Origin of the sequence: Dyadobacter sp. BE31 (assembly GCF_031457695.1) — a bacterium.
GTDB lineage: Bacteria > Bacteroidota > Bacteroidia > Cytophagales > Spirosomataceae > Dyadobacter.
In genome coordinates this window covers 554,722-573,747 of the sequence record NZ_JAVDXA010000003.1, presented here as the reverse complement: position 1 = coordinate 573,747, position 19,026 = coordinate 554,722, and the positions used below count along the sequence as shown (strand labels likewise).

16 protein-coding genes are annotated in these 19,026 nt (G+C 49.6%); 13 read left to right on the top strand and 3 right to left on the bottom strand.

Features of this window, described 5'->3' with window-relative positions:
* Positions 1-14 precede the first annotated feature (14 nt).
* Together dnaE and J2Y43_RS18055 are read right to left on the bottom strand one after the other, a co-directional pair.
* Positions 15-3,665, bottom strand: a complete 3,651-nt coding sequence (gene dnaE / locus J2Y43_RS18060; RefSeq protein ID WP_309985233.1) for a DNA polymerase III subunit alpha — start codon at positions 3,663-3,665, stop codon at positions 15-17.
* Between the two features lie 49 nt (positions 3,666-3,714).
* Positions 3,715-4,386, bottom strand: a complete 672-nt coding sequence (locus J2Y43_RS18055; protein ID WP_223407935.1) for a DUF2461 domain-containing protein — start codon at positions 4,384-4,386, stop codon at positions 3,715-3,717.
* A gap of 116 nt (positions 4,387-4,502) precedes the next feature.
* Between J2Y43_RS18055 and J2Y43_RS18050 the strand changes: the two genes are divergently transcribed.
* From J2Y43_RS18050 to J2Y43_RS18030, 6 genes are read left to right on the top strand one after another with little or no spacing between them, the layout of a single operon-like run.
* On the top strand, positions 4,503-4,724 hold the full coding sequence (locus J2Y43_RS18050; RefSeq protein ID WP_309985230.1) for a hypothetical protein: 222 nt from the start codon (positions 4,503-4,505) through the stop codon (positions 4,722-4,724).
* Positions 4,721-5,014, top strand: coding sequence for a type II toxin-antitoxin system RelE/ParE family toxin (locus J2Y43_RS33620; protein ID WP_409014443.1), 294 nt, complete (start codon positions 4,721-4,723; stop codon positions 5,012-5,014). Before J2Y43_RS18050 ends, J2Y43_RS33620 begins: the two co-directional genes overlap by 4 nt.
* Before the next feature lie 16 nt (positions 5,015-5,030).
* On the top strand, positions 5,031-6,008 hold the full coding sequence (gene trpS / locus J2Y43_RS18045) for a tryptophan--tRNA ligase (protein ID WP_309985228.1): 978 nt from the start codon (positions 5,031-5,033) through the stop codon (positions 6,006-6,008).
* Positions 6,005-6,583, top strand: coding sequence for a phosphatase PAP2 family protein (locus tag J2Y43_RS18040; protein WP_309985226.1), 579 nt, complete (start codon positions 6,005-6,007; stop codon positions 6,581-6,583). Before trpS ends, J2Y43_RS18040 begins: the two co-directional genes overlap by 4 nt.
* Before the next feature lie 38 nt (positions 6,584-6,621).
* Entirely contained in the window at positions 6,622-7,566 is a 945-nt protein-coding gene (locus J2Y43_RS18035) for a ribose-phosphate pyrophosphokinase (protein WP_106595328.1), read from the top strand.
* A 35-nt stretch (positions 7,567-7,601) separates the two neighbouring features.
* Entirely contained in the window at positions 7,602-8,168 is a 567-nt protein-coding gene (locus J2Y43_RS18030) for a 50S ribosomal protein L25/general stress protein Ctc (protein WP_309985223.1), read from the top strand.
* A gap of 60 nt (positions 8,169-8,228) precedes the next feature.
* On the opposite strand, the gene J2Y43_RS18025 is transcribed toward J2Y43_RS18030, so the two are convergent.
* Positions 8,229-9,242 carry a 2-hydroxyacid dehydrogenase gene (locus J2Y43_RS18025; protein ID WP_309985221.1) on the bottom strand — a complete coding sequence of 338 codons (1,014 nt, stop codon included), beginning with the start codon at positions 9,240-9,242 and terminating at the stop codon, positions 8,229-8,231.
* A gap of 8 nt (positions 9,243-9,250) precedes the next feature.
* Between J2Y43_RS18025 and pdxA the strand changes: the two genes are divergently transcribed.
* The 7 genes from pdxA (at position 9,251) to J2Y43_RS17990 (ending at position 19,013) form a co-directional block, all read left to right on the top strand.
* On the top strand, positions 9,251-10,357 hold the full coding sequence (gene pdxA / locus J2Y43_RS18020; RefSeq protein WP_309985219.1) for a 4-hydroxythreonine-4-phosphate dehydrogenase PdxA: 1,107 nt from the start codon (positions 9,251-9,253) through the stop codon (positions 10,355-10,357).
* Positions 10,358-10,494: 137 nt separating this feature from the next.
* Positions 10,495-11,382, top strand: a complete 888-nt coding sequence (locus J2Y43_RS18015) for a YicC/YloC family endoribonuclease (protein ID WP_309985217.1) — start codon at positions 10,495-10,497, stop codon at positions 11,380-11,382.
* Positions 11,382-12,005: a DNA-3-methyladenine glycosylase gene (locus J2Y43_RS18010; protein ID WP_309985215.1), complete on the top strand. Its 624-nt coding sequence runs from the start codon at positions 11,382-11,384 to the stop codon at positions 12,003-12,005. Before J2Y43_RS18015 ends, J2Y43_RS18010 begins: the two co-directional genes overlap by 1 nt.
* A gap of 70 nt (positions 12,006-12,075) precedes the next feature.
* Positions 12,076-13,878 carry a sensor histidine kinase gene (locus J2Y43_RS18005; protein ID WP_309985213.1) on the top strand — a complete coding sequence of 601 codons (1,803 nt, stop codon included), beginning with the start codon at positions 12,076-12,078 and terminating at the stop codon, positions 13,876-13,878.
* A gap of 72 nt (positions 13,879-13,950) precedes the next feature.
* Complete coding sequence (locus tag J2Y43_RS18000; protein ID WP_309985210.1) at positions 13,951-15,135, top strand: SAM-dependent methyltransferase; 1,185 nt, start codon at positions 13,951-13,953, stop codon at positions 15,133-15,135.
* Positions 15,136-15,206: 71 nt separating this feature from the next.
* On the top strand, positions 15,207-17,528 hold the full coding sequence (locus J2Y43_RS17995) for an MMPL family transporter (RefSeq protein WP_309985208.1): 2,322 nt from the start codon (positions 15,207-15,209) through the stop codon (positions 17,526-17,528).
* A gap of 102 nt (positions 17,529-17,630) precedes the next feature.
* Complete coding sequence (locus J2Y43_RS17990) at positions 17,631-19,013, top strand: M28 family peptidase (RefSeq protein ID WP_309985205.1); 1,383 nt, start codon at positions 17,631-17,633, stop codon at positions 19,011-19,013.
* Positions 19,014-19,026: the final 13 nt, after the last annotated feature.

The following is a 19,026-nucleotide window of genomic DNA, read 5'->3' as shown; positions in this document are numbered from 1 at the left end:
TAATTTAATACAAATCAGTTTAGGGAGAATTTCACGCCCAGGGAGCCCCTTAACACCTTAAACAGCTCATTACTAGGCGCTACGCGGTAACCGCGAGATAACATTTCTACTTCCAGGTGCGACTCGGGATCCTTCACTGTCATGCTTACCTGGCATCCGCCGGGGTAGCTTCCGAACGTATCATTGAGCACGTGAATAAATTGTGCGTCGATCTGGTCGAGTGTAAGGTTGATTTTGATTTTCCTGCACATTTTCTCCATGATCTCCGGCAAGAGTTGTATCTGCGAGATTTTGAATTCAAACTGATCTTCCTGCTTCCAGCGATTCTGCACTTTGCCTTTAATGTACAAGAACTGCCCCACTTGCAGATAATTCTTAAACCGGATATAATCCTCTCCGCCGATCAGCATTTCCATTGCACCCTGATAGTCTTCGATTTTGAAGATCATAAAAAGACTGCCGTTCTTCGACATCCTTTCCTGCGCGCTCGTGACAATGCCCGCCACGTTGATTTCCTTGCCATAATACCGCGGTGCGCGTTCGCCATCGTGGATTTCCAGTACTTTGTCGACCGTGCAAGTGCAGAAATTGTCCAGCTCGGTGCGGAATGTATCCAACGGGTGACCCGAGATGTAAAAACCTACCACTTCCTGCTCGTAGCGCAGCTTGGCGAGGTCGTCCCAGGGCGATATATCGGCTGCTTTGGGTTTGGCCAAAGTGGAACCGCTGTCGCCCAGCATACCGAAAAGTGATGCTTGCGCCGATGATTTTTCCGCGTGGTAGTTGTTGGCATAACGGATCAGCTTTTCGATGAATGTACCCGTTTCCCCTTGTTCGGCGGTGAAATATTGTGCGCGGTGGTAGTCCGTAAAGCAATCGAACGCTCCCGCGTAGGCAAGGCTTTCCAAGGTCTTTTTATTTACGGTGCGAAGATTCACGCGCGTCATAAAGTCGAATACATCCTGGAACGGGCCGCCTTTGGCGCGCTCCTCTATAATCGATTCGACGGCTGCATCTCCGCTCCCTTTCACTCCCGCGAGCCCGAAACGGATCTCGCCTTTTTTGTTTACGCTAAACTGTCGCTCCGATTCATTGATATCCGGGCCCAGAACCGGCAAGCCGAGGTTTTTACATTCCTCCATGAAGAATGTGATCTTGTCGATACTGCCCAGCGAGCTCGTCAATACCGCCGCCATGTATTCAGCGGGATAATGCGCTTTGAGATAGGCCGTCTGGTAAGCTACGAATGCATAGCACGTAGAGTGGGATTTGTTGAACGCGTAGGACGCAAATGCTTCCCAGTCAGTCCATATTTTCTCCAACTTCTTCGCGTCGAGGCCCTTTTCGGTACCTCCCTTCATGAAGTCGCCTTTGAGCTTGTTCAGCGTCTCGATCTGCTTCTTACCCATCGCTTTCCGCAGCGTATCCGCCTGGCCTTTCGTAAAGCCCGCGAGCTTCTGCGACAAAAGCATTACCTGCTCCTGGTACACGGTAATACCATAAGTATCAGCCAGATATTCTTCCAGCTCCGGCAAGTCATAAGTCACTTCTTCCTGCCCATTCTTCCGGCGGATGAAGTTAGGGATGTACGCAATCGGGCCCGGACGATACAATGCGTTCATCGCGATCAAGTGCTCGAAACGATCAGGGATGAGGTCGCGCATGTACTTCTTCATCCCATCGGATTCGAACTGGAATATCGCGTTGGTTTCGCCGCGCTGGAACAATTCAAAAACTTTCGGATCGTCAAGCGGCACGTCGTCGATCACAATATCTACCCCGTGGTTATTCTTGATCATTCTGAGGGCTTCCTTGATAATCGAAAGGTTTCGAAGCCCCAAGAAGTCCATCTTAATTACGCCAGCATCCTCGATGATTTTTCCTTGATATTGGGTAATCAAAAAGTCGGAGTCTTTGGAGGTACTTACCGGAATGATTTCGGTGAGATCGCTCGGCGCAATGATGATACCGGCCGCGTGGATACCGGTGTTCCGCACGGTACCTTCGAGCCTGCGCGCCTCTTGCAAAACACTGGCCTGCAAATCGTTGCCCAGTGCAATGGCGCGCATTCGCTTCACATTCTCCAACTCGTCGGGCGAAATACCTTCCTTCTTCATCAGACTGCCCTCTCCCTCCAATGGCGCTGTAAAAATCCGGTTCAGCGTCATGTTGTAAGTTGGCTTGTCAGGCACGAGCTTCGCGAGCATGTTCGCGTCAGGCAATGGCAGGTCCATTACCCGCGCTACGTCCTTGATCGCCGATTTGGCAGCCATCGTACCGTAAGTAACGATCTGCGCTACCTGGTTGTAGCCATATTTTTTCACCACATAATCGATCACTTTCTGACGGCCGTCGTCGTCGAAGTCGGTATCGATATCGGGCATGGAGATACGGTCGGGGTTGAGGAAACGCTCAAAAAGCAGGTCGTACTTAACCGGGTCGATGTTCGTGATCCCGATTGCGTACGCCACCGCGGAGCCCGCAGCGGAACCACGCCCCGGACCGATGAATACGCCCATTTTACGTCCTGCGTCAATAAAATCCGCCACAATGAGGAAGTAACCCGGGAAACCCATGTTCCGGATCGTTTGCAGCTCAAAGTTGAGCCGCTCCTCGATTTCAGGCGTTACCACTTCGTATTTCTTCCGCGCGCCCTCGAATGTAAGGTGCCGGAGATACTCCCACTGGTTCAGTACATCGGCGGTAAGCTCCTTTTTACCTACCATTTCCGACAATGTATGCGTTTTGAACTCGTCGGGAATCGGGAAGTTGGGGAGCAGAATGTCTTTCCGCAGATCCAGCGTTTTAATTTTATCTACAATCTCGTTGGTATTGTCCAGCGACTCGGGCAGGTCGTTGAACAGTTGCAGCATTTCGCTCGTATTTTTGAAATAAAACTGGTCATTATAGAATGCGAAGCGCGAGCCTTTCGGAATACCCTTTTCATCATCGAAATCCTTGGCCGAAGGCGTGCTTTGTTTGTCTCCCGTGTTGATACAGAGCAGGATATCGTGCGCGTTCCAATCCTCACGATCCACATAATGCGAGTCGTTCGAGCAGATGATCTTTACATTATACTTTCTTGCGAATTTGATAAGCACCTCATTCACAATGTATTGATCACGAATGTCGTGGCGCTGCAATTCCACGTAAAAATCGTCCCCGAACAGATCCAGCCACCACCGGAACTCCTTTTCCGCAGCCTCTTCGCCCTGGCGGATGATTGTTTTCGGAATCATAGCACCAATACAACAAGTAGTGGCGATCAGCCCTTGATGGTACTGCACGATCAGCTCCTTGTCGATCCGCGGGTATTTACCATACATGCCCTCAATGAAGCCCAGCGAGCACATTTTCACGAGATTTTTATAACCTATCTCGTCTTTGGCAAGCAACAGCTGGTGAAAACGGACGTCCTTTTTGTCCTTGGTAAACTGCCGAACATGCCGGTCCTCTACCACATAAAATTCGCAACCGACGATCGGCTTGATACCTTGCTTATTCCCCTCGGCCACAAACTCGAACACCCCGAACATATTACCATGGTCGGTGATGGCGACAGCGGGCATATTGTCCTCCTTGGCTTTTTTGAACAGCTTTTTAATATCGGCAGCACCATCGAGCAGCGAGAACTGCGTGTGACAGTGCAAATGTGAAAATTGCATATTTACTGGGTTGTAATGGGTATTCGGGCTTGTCAATCAACGTGTCGGATCAATGCTCCTCCGCTTCTTCGTACAATACATAATTCATATAATCGGTAAAGGGTTTCAGCAATTGAATGCCTTTCAAAACTAGGTTACCGAAGTCTTTGGAAGCCACCTCTTTATCGGTGTAACGGTGCATGAAGAAAAGCTGCTTGCGTTTCAGCAGCGCTATTTCCGGGTGATCTTTGGAATAACCCTTAGGTACCGTTTTCAGGCTTTCTCCATGAATTTCAGGAAAATAACTATGAAATTCCTTTTCCTCGATGATCGATTTCAGCTCATGCGCATTGTAATCGATCTCCTGACGGAAGCGGGCCAGCTGCTCGGTCGTCACCTCCCACATGCCACCGCCCAGGAACGTTTGGTCACCGGGCTGTACTTGCAGGTAGTAGTCAATTTTACCCGAACTCTTCCCACCCGGACCGATGCCCGCAGCCAGGTTCTTCTTATAAGGGTCTTTGTTTTTCGAAAACCGGACATCCCGGTAAATGCGCAGCATACAATCCTTCACTTGGACATTTCCGAGGTCCTCAAACTTCCCTACCTCTGTGATCAGGAACCCGACCAGCTTTTCCATATCCGCTTTCGCGGCTTCATAAAGTTTCTTATTTTCCTGGAACCACTCCCTGTTATTGTTTTCGGCTAATTGACTGAGAAAGTGCAGCGTTTTAGAATCCATGTTGTGTTGGTGAAGGTATAAAATTCAAATTTACTACGTTTTCTGGTTCAATTTAACGAATTTTGGGAAGTAGTTAAGGGCAAAGTTCATCTAGAATCGCTAACCTGTTGAAAGCTATGAATGTGCAGTATTTGTCGAATGAGAAGGGAGAAAGAACTGGTGTTTACATCTCCATGAAGGATTGGGAAGAAATACAGAAGAAGTTGGAATACACCGATTTCTGGGATGATCTCCCTGATCATGTGAAAGATAGCATCGACGAAGGTTTGAAGCAATCTGAGGCAGGCCAGACCAAATCTCACGAAGAGGTAATGCAAAAATTCAGCAGGTATCTATGAATATGCCTATTCGCTGGACGGCGAAGGCAGAAAAAAGCTTTACCGACATTATCACACACTTGGAAACCAATTGGTCCGAAAAAGAAGTCAGAAAATTTATCAGGAAAACCAGAGATGTCCTGAAACAGATAGCGGTATTTCCGCTCATGTACGAGGCCTCCCGATCGAGGTCCGGCCTGCGTAAAGGTTTTGTTACCAAGCAATGTTCATTGTTTTACAAAGTGAAGAAAGATCATATTGTTTTGCTTTCATTTTGGGACAACCGTCGCAAACCAACAACACGTAACTAAGTATCAATAGTAATAAATGGCCAGAATCCTAACAGGCATTCAAAGCAGCGGGCGACCTCACCTGGGTAACATCCTGGGAGCCATCAAACCTGCGATCGAACTCTCTAAAAATCCTCAGAACGAATCCTTTTTCTTCATTGCCGACCTGCATTCGCTCACGACGCTGAAAAACGGCGCGGAACGTGGCGAGTATGTCCGTGCGATTGCAGCAACCTGGCTCGCATTCGGATTCGACTACAAAAAAAATGTTTTCTGGCGCCAGTCGCGGGTGCAAGAGCATACCGAGCTTAACTGGTACCTCAACTGCTTCACGCCTTTCCCGATGCTCGCGAACGCGACTTCTTTTAAAGATAAGTCGGAGAAACTGGCGGATGTGAATGCGGGGCTTTTCACCTATCCGGTACTACAAGCGGCCGATATTCTGCTTTATAATGCCAATATCATCCCCGTAGGCAAAGACCAGAAGCAGCATCTTGAAATGAGCAAGGACATTGCCAACCGCTTCAATATTCTGGCGGGTGAAGATATTCTGGTGCTGCCCGAGCCGAAGATCGACGAGCGCATCATGACGATCCCTGGACTCGACGGCCAGAAAATGAGCAAGTCGTACCACAATTACATCGATATCTTCCTGCCGGAGAATGAGCTGAAAAAGGTCACAAAAAAGATCCTTTCCGACTCGAAGCAACTCGAAGAGCCCAAAGATCCAGATAACGACATTACGTTCCAGCTTTACAGCCTGGTCGCAAAAGAGTCGGATATCGAAACCATGCGTCAGAACTACCTGAACGGCGGCTACGGCTATGGGCATGCCAAGCAGGCGCTTTTTGAATGCTTTATGGAGGTATTCGCGGAGCCACGCCGCATTTTCAACTATTATATGGAAAATACGGAGGAACTGGAAGGCATTCTTGTGGAAGGCGAAGCCAAAGCGCGGGAAATCGCTCGGGAAACAATCGGCAAAGTCAGAAAAGTGCTCGGTTTCAGTTCATGACGGATGCGGTACATAGCATAGTACGCGCCGACCAGGAGCTGTTTTTATGGCTCAATGGCCACCACACACCCTGGCTCGACACGGTGATGTACTGGGTGACCTATAAATTCACCTGGGTCCCGTTGTACATTCTGCTGATCGCATTGACAATCCGCGCGGAAGGCTGGAAAAAAGGCGGCTTCATAGTGATTGCCGTGGTACTGGCAGTCGTCGTGGCCGACAAGGTTACTTCCGGGTTTATGAAGCCCTACTTTTTGAGGTTAAGGCCCTGCCACGATCCCACGATCACCACCGTAATGCACCACGTCACCGATTGCGGCGGTTTGTATGGCTTCGCTTCATCACACGCGTCGACGAGTTTTGCATTGGCAATCGCGTGGTTCAGCCTGCTGAAAAATAAGGTACCGCAAATGGCCTTTTTGTTCCTCTGGGCGGTCGTTTACGCATATAGCCGCGTATATGTGGGGGTGCATTACCCGCTCGACATCCTCGTTGGAGCGCTCGTCGGATTGCTGGTCGGATACTGTGTTGTGCAGATTTATTATATTTTTTTAAAAAGATACTATCTTAATTAACTGGTTTTATTTAATTTTGCGCAAATTTTAGTTTGGCCATGGGTTCATTCAATACAGTAAAAATATTTTCGGGGAGTCAGTCCGAATATTTGGCCAAAGACATTGCCAGGTATTATGGTAAGGAACTGGGAGGCTACACGTTACGGAAATTCAGCGATGGTGAGCTGTCGCCAAGTTTCGAGGAGTCGATCAGGGGTTGTGATGTTTTTCTCATTCAATCTACATTCCCTCCTGCCGATAACCTGATGGAGCTGTTGCTGATGGTGGATGCTGCCCGTCGTGCTTCGGCACATTATGTGACGGTGGTAATCCCTTATTTCGGCTACGCCAGACAAGACAGAAAGGACAAGCCACGCGTGGCTATCGCAGCGAAAGTCGTTGCGAACCTCCTTACGGCAGTGGGAGTTGACCGCGTAATGACCATAGACTTACACGCCGGACAGATCCAGGGCTTTTTAGACCTGCCTGTCGACCACCTCGAAGGAACTTCGATTTTTGTTCCTTATATCAAATCCCTGAACCTTAAAAATCTGCTGATCGCATCGCCTGACGTAGGCGGCGCTGCACGTGCACGGAATTTCGCCAAATTTCTGAATGCGGACATGATCCTGTGTGACAAGCACCGGAAACGCGCCAATGAAATCGCGAGCATGCAGGTGATCGGAGATGTGGAAGGGATGGACGTAGTGCTGGTAGACGACCTGATCGACACGGGTGGTACGCTTTGCAAGGCAGCCGAGATTATCATGGAAAAAGGTGCGACGTCCGTGCGGGCGATCAGTACCCACGCGATTATGTCGGGCAAGGCGCATGAAAACATTGCCAACTCGGTGCTTGAAGAGCTGATAGTAACAGATACTATTCCTCTTAAGCAACAGAATGAAAAAATCCGCGTACTGTCTGTTGCAGAAATTTTTGCAAAGGCAATAGGTCGGATCCGCGATCACGAATCTATTAGTTCATTGTTTATAAATTCTCAGTAAATTTTCTTTTATTTAACTTTCTTATAAAAATTCGTATGAAAAGTCTTGAGATTGTAGGGTTTAAAAGAGCGAATCTCGGCAAGGTGGAATCACAAAACTTGCGCGCTCAGGGTTATGTTCCATCTGTGCTGTACGGAGGTGCTGAACAAGTGCATTTCTATGCACCAGCTATGTTGTTCCGTGAATTGCTTTTCACACCGGATATTTTTAACGTTACACTGAACATCGAAGGTACCGAGTACAATGCGATTCTTCAGGAAACACAATACCACCCGGTAAACGATGCGTTGATCCACGCGGATTTTCTGCAAATCTTACCCGGAAAAGAAATTAAAGTTGAAGTACCTATCAAATTGACCGGTACATCTGCAGGGGTAATGAAAGGTGGTAAAATGAACCAAAAATTGCGTAAATTGCGCGTACAGGGTCTTGCGGATAACATCCCTGACTATGTAAATGTTGATGTGACTGAACTAGATTTAGGAAAATCTGTGAAGGTTGGTGCACTCAAAGCTGAAAATTTTGTTATATTGACAGCGGCAAGCAACCCGATCGCATCAGTTGAAATCCCACGTGCGCTTCGCGGTACACTTGGCAAGTAAGTATTTTATTTTTCATGGCTAATAGATGCAAACGTGCCGACCATTGGTCGGCATATTTGTTTATAGCCAGTTCCGGATTTGTTCAACCAACACTTTGTTGATCCGGACATAGCTTTCATGCGTCCAGCCACCGATGTGCGGAGTAAGTACCACACGATCCGACGCACACAAATAGTCAAAAACTTCCTGCTGCTCGGCGGTTAGTTTCCCTATCTTTTCATTTTCAAGCACATCCAAGCAAGCGCCTTTGATTTTGCCGCTTTCCAAAGCCCCGGTAACCGCCTTTAATTTCACCACCTCACCTCTGGATAAGTTCATTAAATAAAATGGCTTGGCGAAGCCGCTAATAAATTCGTCATCAACGAGATAACGGGTAATATCGGTCAATGGAATATGCAAGCTGAGGATGTCGGCTTCGCGCTGGATTTCCTCTATTGACGATTCGGTCGCAAATGCGTCGCCGTAATTGTCACGGTATTTATCATACGCAAGTACTTTGCAGCCAAAACCGCTCAATCTCCTGGCAGTAGCCGATCCATTGTTTCCGTAACCGATCAGGCCGACGGTCTTCCCCATCAGCTCCACTCCCCTATTGCCCTCACGGTCCCAGATACCGTTCCGTACTTGCCTGTCGGCACGCAGAATGTTGTTAAAAAGCGCCAGTAACATCCCCAGGGCCTGTTCTGCCACCGCGTCACGATTACCCGTACCGGCGTGAAACACTTCGATGTTCAGTTCTTTCGCCACGTCCAGGTCGATCAGATCGAGGCCTGCGCCGGCGCGCGCGATGAAGCGCAATTTGCTCGCATTTTCGAGCATTTCACGATCCAGAAACGTCTTGCTGCGGATCATCAGCCCGTCGTAACCGGGCAATGCGTTCTTTATGTCTTCTCTTTTGTATTCAGGATGGTAATCATATTCCCACTTTTGCTCATCCAGCATCTCGAATAATGACGGATGCATGGAGTCTGCGATCAGGATTTTCATAGTAGCACAGGATTTTTTGTAACTTGCCGGTTGAACCGTTCGGCAAAAGTAATACAGAATTACGCAGGAGAACACATAGAACAGCATTTACCTACATGAGCGAACAACACAGTGATAAACCGGTCATCGGGATCACAATAGGCGATTATAACGGAATTGGCCCGGAAGTAATCCTTAAAGCATTAGAGGGGAACCAGTTATCAAAATTGTGCACACCAATCATTTACGGCTCCCTGAGAGTATTGAACCAGTACCGCAACCTGCTTGAAATGAAAGACTGGAACCTGCACGGCATCCAGAAACCCGAGCAGGCCAACCATAAACTCACGAACGTCATCACCTGCTGGCACGACCATCAGACCGAAATACAGCCTGGAAAAATCACCGCCGAAGCAGGTCAGGGTTCTTTTGCATCGTTGAAGCGTGCCGTCGAAGATCTCAAAGAAGGGAAAATCCAGGCCCTCGTTACGGGCCCGATCAATAAGGACAATATCCAGAACGACGATTTCAAATTCCCCGGCCATACCGAATACCTCGCCGAAACATTCGGCAAAGATGATGCACTGATGTTCATGGTCGCAGGCGACCTGCGTGTGGGCGTACTCACGGGCCATATGCCCCTGCAAAACGTGCGCGATCACATCACGGCGGAAAAACTCACTGCCAAGATTGAGCAGATTTTGCAGTCGTTGAAAGGCGATTTTGGTATTAAAAAACCTAAACTGGCCGTGCTGGGCCTCAACCCGCACGCTGGCGAGAACGGTTTGCTCGGTTCGGAGGAAATCGAAATCATCCAACCGGTGATCAAGCAGTTTAAAGAAAAAGGGAACTTAGTAGTAGGGCCCTTCCCTGCCGACGGCTTCTTCGCGGCAGGTACTTACCGCCAGTACGATGCCGTGCTGGCTATGTACCACGACCAGGGCCTGATCCCATTCAAAACACTTTCGTTCAACGAAGGGGTGAATTTTACCGCCGGACTTTCGGCCGTACGCACCTCGCCCGACCACGGTACGGCCTACAATATTGCAGGCAAAAACCTGGCAGAGCCCGGCTCATTGCTCCAAGCGCTGTACCTGGCCTGTGACGTATCGAGGTTCCGTATTTTCAATGCAGATATGGAAAAAAATGCATTGATCTCGAAGCCACAACCTTCTGAGAGTCAGCACCCCGCAAAATCGGGTGGGAAGCAGCGATTTAATTAGTTATTGACCGCCGACGGCAGACGGCCGACAGTCGAAATGTGTCAGCGGTATTTTAAAAAAATAGCAATCGGCGGTCAGCCGTCGGCCGTCGAAACAAGCATCAACCCGTTCCCCAACCGGAACCAACGCACATCATTATGCTCAAATCAATGACCGGATACGGTGTATCCAACATCGAATCCGAATCGATCAATGTCACAGTGGAAATCAAGACATTGAACTCCAAATTCCTGGATATTTACTGCCGCGTACCGCGCAACTATTCCGAAAGGGAGATCGAAATCCGTAACCTCATTACCCAGTCGCTCGAACGTGGTAAGGTCGAATTTACATTGACCGTACAGCCCGTTGGTAAAGCCGTCGCTTCCACGTCCGTGAACCGCCCGTTGGTAAGCGCTTACTACCAGGACTTGTCGGAAACGGCGGGTTCGCTGGGCTTCGCACCTGACACCACCGAGCTGCTGCGCATTGCATTGCAAATGCCGAATGCCTACAACAACGAAACGGTGGACGAATCCAGCAAGGAGAATGACTGGTCGCAGATCAAGGTCGCCGTAATGGAAGCACTCCGCAAATGCTCTGTTTTCCGTGAGCAGGAAGGCCGCATGACCGCCGACAAATTCGCCGAATACATCGCAACTATCCAGAACCTCCTCGACCAGGTGGCCGAACAGGACAAAACCCGCATTCCGGCCGTTCGCGAGCGCCTCGAAAAGCAGGTAAGGGATCTGCTGACCGACGACAATTTCGATCCGAACCGCTTCGAGCAGGAGCTGATCTATTATGTCGAGAAATTCGATATTTCCGAAGAGAAGATCCGTTTGGCCAACCACCTTACCTATTTCACCGAAACGATGAAAGCTTCGGAAAGCAATGGTAAAAAGCTCAATTTCATCGCGCAAGAGATCGGCCGGGAGATCAATACCATCGGCTCGAAAGCCAACGACGCCACCATCCAACACCTGGTAGTGCAGATGAAGGACGAGCTCGAAAAAATCAAGGAGCAAACGATGAACATTATCTGATGCCCGGAGAGAAGCTTCCTCTTTCCTTCTTTTCCGATTATGATACCCGAACGCTCGCGCAGAAATTGCTCGGCTGCGAACTGGTGCATGAAAGCCCGGATGGCCTCACGAGCGGCATAATCGTCGAAACGGAAGCCTATTTGCAGGACGATCCCGCGTGCCATGCATTCAACCGGCGTACCGCGCGTACCGAGCCGATGTATGGCATCGCCGGCACGGTATATGTGTACCTGATTTACGGGATGTACCAATGCTTCAATATTGTCAGCAATGCGGAAGGCACCGGGGAAGCGGTGCTGATCCGAGCATTGCAGCCTACGGCCGGCATCGAACTCATGGAAATGCGCAGGCTGCTTCGGCCCGGGAAAACACCCGGTATGTCCCCCACCGGTAAGGTCGCGCTCAAAGAACTTTGCCGCGGCCCCGGCAAACTGGTGCAAGCCATGGGCATTGAACGAAACAAACACAATGCTACCCTGCTCACCGGCGAAGCGTTGTATCTCCGCGCGCCACTCACTGCTCCTCAGGCGATTACAAGCGGACCACGCATCGGCATTAATGTCGGCCGCGAACTTCCTTACAGATATTACATAAAAGACAATATTTTTGTAAGTAAAGGCTAACTCCACGTGCCTTATTAAACCAGCCTTCGACAACCCGCTACGCACCTAACTCACAAGAGATCAGTGTTATATGAATGAATTCTACAAACTAATTCTCCTCTTCTCGTTAGGGTGTATCCTCTCTTTCAGTCAATGCACCTCCATCGGCCAGGGCAACGAGCCAAAAAGAAGTACCGAGGTGGTGGAATCCAAGCCGCAGGAAGGCTTTGCCGAAGATACCGTCCTCATCCACAAATACCACAGGCTTGCTTCCGAGTATCTGTTTCAGGATGCGGAAAAATCGATGTTCTATTCCAAACATGTACTGAGGCTTTCGCAAAAACACCAATGGGCAAAAGGGAAACTCCTCGCCTACAACCTGCTGAGCACGTATTATTTGCTGGACGGCAGCTACGACGTTCTGAGGGAGCTTTCCAATGAAACGATTACCCTCTCAAAACAGTTGAAAATGCCTATGTTCACTGCCCACGGCAAAAGGTTCCTGGGTGAGAGCTACTCTGAATACCGCCAATGGGACTCTTCCCGGATCAATTACGAGCATGCCATACAGATTTTTACCCAACTGAAAGCCGACAGCTCGCTCGCATTGAGCATCGAGAACCTGGGCAACTGCTACCGCGAAAAAAGTAGGTACGATATAGCGGCGAAGCTGTACGACCAGTCATATAAGATGTTCGACAAAATGAATTCCGACTGGGGCCGCGCTACGGTTCTGCAAAGTATCGGCTACATGAAAGTGCGCACAGCCAACTATTCCGAGGCCGAAAAATACGTTTTGCAAAGCATTGCGCTGTTCCGGAAAATACAGAATCGATATGGAGAGCTGAACTGCCTGAACGACCTCAGCAATATTTACTACTATCAGAAAAAATACGATGAATCCATTGAAGCCGGCCTCAGGGCATTGACCTATTCCAAAATATACCATTCGACCCAGCAAACCAACTGGGCGCTCGTAACGCTTTCCCGTTCCTACAAGGCAAAAGAGATGTATGATGTGGCGCTCAATTACAGCCAGGCAGTGAACTACACACGACGGATGATCCATGACGAGACGATCAAGCGCCAGTATACGATGTACCAGCTGATGTACGATAACAAGCTGATGGACTCCGAAATTCAGCAGAAAATTATCAGCGAGCAGCGCACAGTACAGCGGTTCCTGATCGGCTTTTCCTGCCTCGTAATCCTGTTTGCGATCTTCCTTTGGTTTAATAACAAAAAGCTTCGCAGGAAAAACGCCGAAATACAGGCCGCACTCATCGAAGGGCAGACGATCGAGCGAAAACGTGTCGCGGCCGAACTGCACGATCATCTGGGTGGCACATTGGCGTCGCTCAACTGGTATTTGTACGGAATTGATAAAAAAGTCCTTTCCGAAGAAGAACAAAAGATCTACGAAAGTGTACACCAGATGGTAGGTGCCGCCTACAAGGAAGTAAGGAGCCTCTCGCACAACCTCATGCCGGCCGAGCTCGAAGAGCATGGCCTGATCATGGCCCTGCACCGGCTCATCAGCAAACTGAATGAAAACAAGAATATCGCATTCGCTTTCAACCAGAAGGGAATGAATAACCGGCTCAACAACAAGATCGAGTTTGAACTTTATAGCATTGTATTGGAATTGACCAACAACATTATCAAACACTCCGGCGCCACCGAGGCATCCGTAGATCTGACCGAAAACCTCAAAACGATTATCCTCGTGGTGAGCGATAACGGCACCGGGATGATAGAACCCAGCAGGCAGGGAGTCGGATTAAGAAACATCAAAAGCCGCGTGGAAAGTCTGCATGGTAAAATACACATCCACAGCGAGGACCAAAACGGCATTCGCGTCGAAATCGAGATCCCGAAAGTGATCATCAAGTGATTTTCCCAGTGTAATGAGACTGTAACGGCACATTTGGTCGTTACCTTTTATAGAAAAGATTGAAGCACCCTCATGAATATTACCGAAAAGGCTCAGGAATTCATTGCTGAGAGCGAGAATAGTCTCCGCAACGACTCGTTCGTCAAACTCTCGCTCGGCAACTACCACGGCGCCGATGAAAGCCTGAAAAACATCTACATCAAGAAAGTCCTCATCAAGAAAGAGCCTCGGCTCAGCCTTACCTATCGCCACAAAACCCGCGATATCACCAAAAACCACACGTACGAGGAGGTGACCGGGATGCTTGCGCAATGGCTCGGAAGCGATTTCCGCGTTGCGACTTTGCAAATGACCGATTCCGACGTGCTTCTTGAAATGCACCCGAGCGGCAAGGCAACCTTGAAGAAAAAAGCCGTCGCCAACCGGGATACGCCCTCGCTGAGCCACGACAAGAACAAAAACCGGCTCATTTCATCGAATGGCAAAGGTTACCTGTTCGATCTGAAAATTACCGACCAGCAGGGCAATGTGTTTCATAATGCACAGGACAAATACCGGCAGATCAACCACTATATCGACATTCTGAGCAGCCTGATCAGGGAAATTAATCCCGGAAATGCGGTCAGGGTGGCGGATATGGGCTCGGGCAAGGGTTACCTCACATTTGCCCTGTACGATTACCTCAAAAATGTGCTGAAACTCGCACCGGAAGTAACCGGTATCGAATTTCGGGAGGATCTGGTGACATTATGCAATCGGATCGCCCAAAACGCTGGGTTCGGGGGGCTATCGTTCCGGGAAGGTACGATTGACCAGTTCGACGCTGCCGGCACGAATATCCTCATCGCGCTCCATGCCTGCGACACTGCCACCGATGATGCGATATTCAAAGGCATTCAGGCTGAATCCGACCTGATCGTGGTCGCGCCCTGCTGCCACAAACAAATCCGCAGGCAAATCGAGAAACACAAAACGGAAAACGACGTGAGCTTCCTCACGCGGCACGGTATTTTCCTGGAAAGACAGGCGGAAATGGTAACCGATGGTATCCGCGCACTGGTGCTGGAATATTTCGGCTACAAGACGAAGGTATTCGAATTTATTTCCGACGCCCATACGCCCAAAAACGTCCTGATAGTGGGAACGAAGGGCAAAAGAACCGAAAAATCACAAGCGGCAGCGCTCGAAAAGATCCGGGAAGCCAAGCGGTTCTTTGGCATTGAATACCATCACCTTGAAAGATTGACGGGCATTTGAAGCCTCAAAAATGCCCCTTTTCCCTTCGTAGTAGCTATATTTGCAACTTTTTGTGAACTGAATAATTAATTATGTGGAATAAAATAGCAACTTACATCATCCGCTACCGGCTTTTGTGGGTTGCATTAGTGTTAGTATCGACGGTCTTCATGGCCTATGAAGCCGGCAAAATTGAACTCTCCTACAATTTCGCACGCATCCTGCCCTCTAACGACCCCGTAGAGAAAGAATACCAGGACTTCCGCAAGCTTTTCGGCGAAGACGGCAGTGTCATGGTGATCGGCTGGCAGGACCCGCAGCTTTTCGAGATCAACAAATTCCGCGACTGGTGCAAACTCTCGCAGCAAATTAAGGAGACGGAGGGGATCAAGAATGTTCTTTCGCTGGCCAACGTCTACAAAATCGCCCGCAACGACAGTCTCACCCGTTTCGATTTTTCCCCGGTTATCCGCGATATCCCCAACACCCAGGCGGAGGCCGACAGCATTAAAAAAGAGATTGCCAATCTGCCCATTTACGAAGGATTGGTACTCAATAATAAAACCAATGCGACGCTCATCGTCATCACCTTCAACGACAAGGAGCTCAATTCGAAACGCCGCCTGACGATCGTCGACGACATTGAAAAAATGTCCGAAACGTTCGCCACCAAATACAATACCGATCTGCATTATTCCGGGATGCCTTACATTCGGACCGTGAATATGAAGAAGATCTCCGGCGAGATGGAGCTTTTCATGGGTTTGGCGGTATTCGTCACTTTGCTCATTCTCTGGGCCTTCTTTCGCTCGTTCCGCCTTACTTTGCTCTCCATTGTAGTGGTGCTCATTGGTGTGGTGTTCTCCGTGGGGATTTTGCATTTATTTAATTACAAAATCACCGCGCTGACTGGCCTTATTCCTCCGCTGCTCATTGTGATCGGTGTACCCAACTGCGTGTTCCTGATCAACAAATACCAGGCAGAACTGGTATCCCATAATAACAAGGACGAGGCGCTGCGCGAAATGATCCGGCAAATCGGGTTGTCGACATTCCTGGCGAACATGACCACGGCGATTGGTTTTGGGGTGTTCTATTTCACAAACAGCATTTTGCTGGTCGAGTTTGGCGTGGTGGCAGCCATCAGCGTGATGGTCACCTACGTACTTTGCCTTGTGCTGCTGCCCATTACCCTGCATTACATGAGCACGCCTAAGCCGCGCCACTTGAAACACCTCGAAGGAAAATGGGCATTCGGGTTCCTCAGGATGGTGAACAACCTGGTGCACAATCGCCGGAAAGAGATTTACATTGCCATGGTGGTGTTGATCGTCGTTTCGGCATTCGGTATGACGAAGATCAAGACGATCGGTTATGTGGTGGATGATTTGCCTAAAAAGGATGTCGTGTATACAGACCTCCGCTTTTTTGAGAAGAACTTCAATGGTGTATTGCCTTTCGAGGTAATGATCAATACTCAGCAACCAAACGGGGTTTTCGCGGACCAGGCCAAGACTTTGTACAAGATCAAGGCTTTGCAGAATGAAATGGCCAAGTTCCCTGAATTTTCCAAACCGGTTTCCATTGTGGAGGCATCCAAATTCCTTTACCAGGGTTACCGCGGCGGCGATGCTAAATATTATGCGCTGCCCGGCGTGCTGGAACTGAACAAAATGGCCCCGTACCTGCAAAGCCAGCAAGGCGCGGCCAAGCAGCTGACTTCCTTTCTGAACGAGGACAAAAGCGTTACCAGGGTTAGTTTCCAAATGGCCGATGTCGGTTCCGAGCGCATTAAGGAGCTGATGGGCCGCATCCGCCCGAAAGTCGATTCGATTTTTAGTCCTGAGCAATACAAGGTAGGCCTTACCGGCCACAGTCTGGTGTTCCTGAAAAGCAACGATTACCTGCTCAGCAATTTGTATGAGAGCCTGCTCATTGCGATCGTTCTGATCGCGATTGTGGGCATGGCGCTATTCCGCTCCATCCCTATTATCCTGCTTTCGAAACTCCCCTGCCTGATCCCGCTTGCATTGACGGCCGGAATTATGGGCTATTTCGATATTTATTTCAAACCGACGACGATCCTCATTTTCAGCATTACGTTCGGTATCGCGTCCGACGGGACGGTTTACTTCCTGACACGCTACCGGGAGGAGCTGTACAAAAAGGGCCTGACCCCGTCGAAAGCGGTAACGGCATCTATTTTTGGGACTGGTTTGAGTATGATCTACACGGCGGTGATCCTGTTCTGTGGTTTTTCTATTTTCGCGGCGTCCAGCTTCGGCGGAACGGCGGCAATGGGTGTGATGGTATCGATCACCTTGCTGGTGGCCATGTGCACCAATCTGATCCTCTTGCCGGCATTATTGCTCTCCATTGCCAAACGGCAGGGGAAAAATGTGAAGCCGAGCTAAATGGAGTTTAATGTTTATGAGGTTATGAGTCCAAAGTTTAACTATGTTTGCTTTAAACTCATAAACTATCAACTCATAAACTTCCAAAACTCCCGTTACTGCATGAAAAAATTCTTTACCGCGCTGTCCCTTTCCATTACGGGGATAGCGCTTCCTGTTTCGGCCCAAACCGACTTCCAGGCCGACTCTATCTTTATTCGTAAAATTTACGATACCGCGCTCGGGGAAGGCCAATCGTACGAATGGCTACGGCACCTCACACAGCAAGTCGGCCCGAGGCTAAGTGGTTCGGACGGGGCTGCGAAGGCTGTCGTGTATACCAAATCGGTGATGGAAGGCGAGCATTTCGACAATGTCTTTCTGCAAAATGTGATGGTACCGCATTGGGTACGCGGTGCGAAAGAGAAAGCGCACATTATCACCTACAAACAGAAAATAGAAGTTCCGATAGCAGCATTGGGTGGTTCCATCGCCACGCCGAAGGGCGGCATCAAGGCTAAAATAGTTGAAGTTAAGAGCTTCCAGCAGCTTCGCGACCTGGGCACTGAGAAAGTGAAGGGTAAAATCGTGTTCTTTAACCGCCCGATGGACCCTACCAAGATCAATACATTCGAAGCCTACGCGGGTGCGGTGGAACAGCGAGCCGCGGGTGCGAGCGAGGCCGCCAAGCTGGGTGCGATAGGTTCCATTACCCGTTCCATGACAACCCGCCTCGACGATTTCCCACATACGGGCAGCATGCGCTACGCGAGCGGTGCGCCAATGATCCCGGCAGCGGCCATCAGCACGAACGGCGCAGAATTATTGACCAACACACTGAAAGAAAACCCCGATACCGAATTCTATTTCGAACAGAATTGCGAAACGCTTCCCGACGCCGCTTCGCATAATGTGATCGGCGAATTGAAGGGAAAAACCAGCCCGAACAAATACATTGCCGTAGGCGGCCACCTCGATTCGTGGGATTTCGCCCAGGGCGCGCACGACGACGGCTCTGGCTGCGTACAGTCCATCGAAGCGGTGCGGATCCTGAAAGCCTTGGGTTACCAGCCTAATAACACGCTTCGCGCGGTGATGTTCATGAACGAGGAGAATGGGATGAAAGGCGGCGTAACTTACGCCGATTCTGCTAAGTCCAGGAACGAAACCCATATCGCGGCCATTGAATCCGACCACGGAGGGTTTTCACCACGCGGCTTCGGGATTGTAGGTACGCCGGAGCAAAAAGCCAAAATACAGCAATGGACGAAGCTCTTTGCGGCTTATGGCGTGCATGAGCTGGGGCCTGGCGGCGGAGGTGCGGATATCGGGCCGCTGGCGCAGCAGGGTACGGTGCTGCTGGGGTTAATGCCCGATACGCAGCGGTATTTCGATTACCACCATGCCGCTAACGATAAGTTTGAGACCGTAAGCAAACGCGAGCTGGAACTCGGCGCTGCTGCGATGGCCTCTATGCTGTACCTGATCGACAAATATGGCCTTTAAGCCTGTCCTTGCC

Excerpts from the sequence above, each read along its gene's own strand:
- dnaE (WP_309985233.1), bottom strand. The coding sequence starts at position 3,665 with ATGCAATTTTCACATTTGCACTGTCACACGCAGTTCTCGCTGCTCGAT.
- J2Y43_RS18055 (WP_223407935.1), bottom strand. The coding sequence starts at position 4,386 with ATGGATTCTAAAACGCTGCACTTTCTCAGTCAATTAGCCGAAAACAAT.
- J2Y43_RS18050 (WP_309985230.1), top strand. The coding sequence starts at position 4,503 with ATGAATGTGCAGTATTTGTCGAATGAGAAGGGAGAAAGAACTGGTGTT.
- J2Y43_RS33620 (WP_409014443.1), top strand. The coding sequence starts at position 4,721 with ATGAATATGCCTATTCGCTGGACGGCGAAGGCAGAAAAAAGCTTTACC.
- trpS (WP_309985228.1), top strand. The coding sequence starts at position 5,031 with ATGGCCAGAATCCTAACAGGCATTCAAAGCAGCGGGCGACCTCACCTG.
- J2Y43_RS18040 (WP_309985226.1), top strand. The coding sequence starts at position 6,005 with ATGACGGATGCGGTACATAGCATAGTACGCGCCGACCAGGAGCTGTTT.
- J2Y43_RS18035 (WP_106595328.1), top strand. The coding sequence starts at position 6,622 with ATGGGTTCATTCAATACAGTAAAAATATTTTCGGGGAGTCAGTCCGAA.
- J2Y43_RS18030 (WP_309985223.1), top strand. The coding sequence starts at position 7,602 with ATGAAAAGTCTTGAGATTGTAGGGTTTAAAAGAGCGAATCTCGGCAAG.
- J2Y43_RS18025 (WP_309985221.1), bottom strand. The coding sequence starts at position 9,242 with ATGCTGTTCTATGTGTTCTCCTGCGTAATTCTGTATTACTTTTGCCGA.
- pdxA (WP_309985219.1), top strand. The coding sequence starts at position 9,251 with ATGAGCGAACAACACAGTGATAAACCGGTCATCGGGATCACAATAGGC.
- J2Y43_RS18015 (WP_309985217.1), top strand. The coding sequence starts at position 10,495 with ATGCTCAAATCAATGACCGGATACGGTGTATCCAACATCGAATCCGAA.
- J2Y43_RS18010 (WP_309985215.1), top strand. The coding sequence starts at position 11,382 with ATGCCCGGAGAGAAGCTTCCTCTTTCCTTCTTTTCCGATTATGATACC.
- J2Y43_RS18005 (WP_309985213.1), top strand. The coding sequence starts at position 12,076 with ATGAATGAATTCTACAAACTAATTCTCCTCTTCTCGTTAGGGTGTATC.
- J2Y43_RS18000 (WP_309985210.1), top strand. The coding sequence starts at position 13,951 with ATGAATATTACCGAAAAGGCTCAGGAATTCATTGCTGAGAGCGAGAAT.
- J2Y43_RS17995 (WP_309985208.1), top strand. The coding sequence starts at position 15,207 with ATGTGGAATAAAATAGCAACTTACATCATCCGCTACCGGCTTTTGTGG.
- J2Y43_RS17990 (WP_309985205.1), top strand. The coding sequence starts at position 17,631 with ATGAAAAAATTCTTTACCGCGCTGTCCCTTTCCATTACGGGGATAGCG.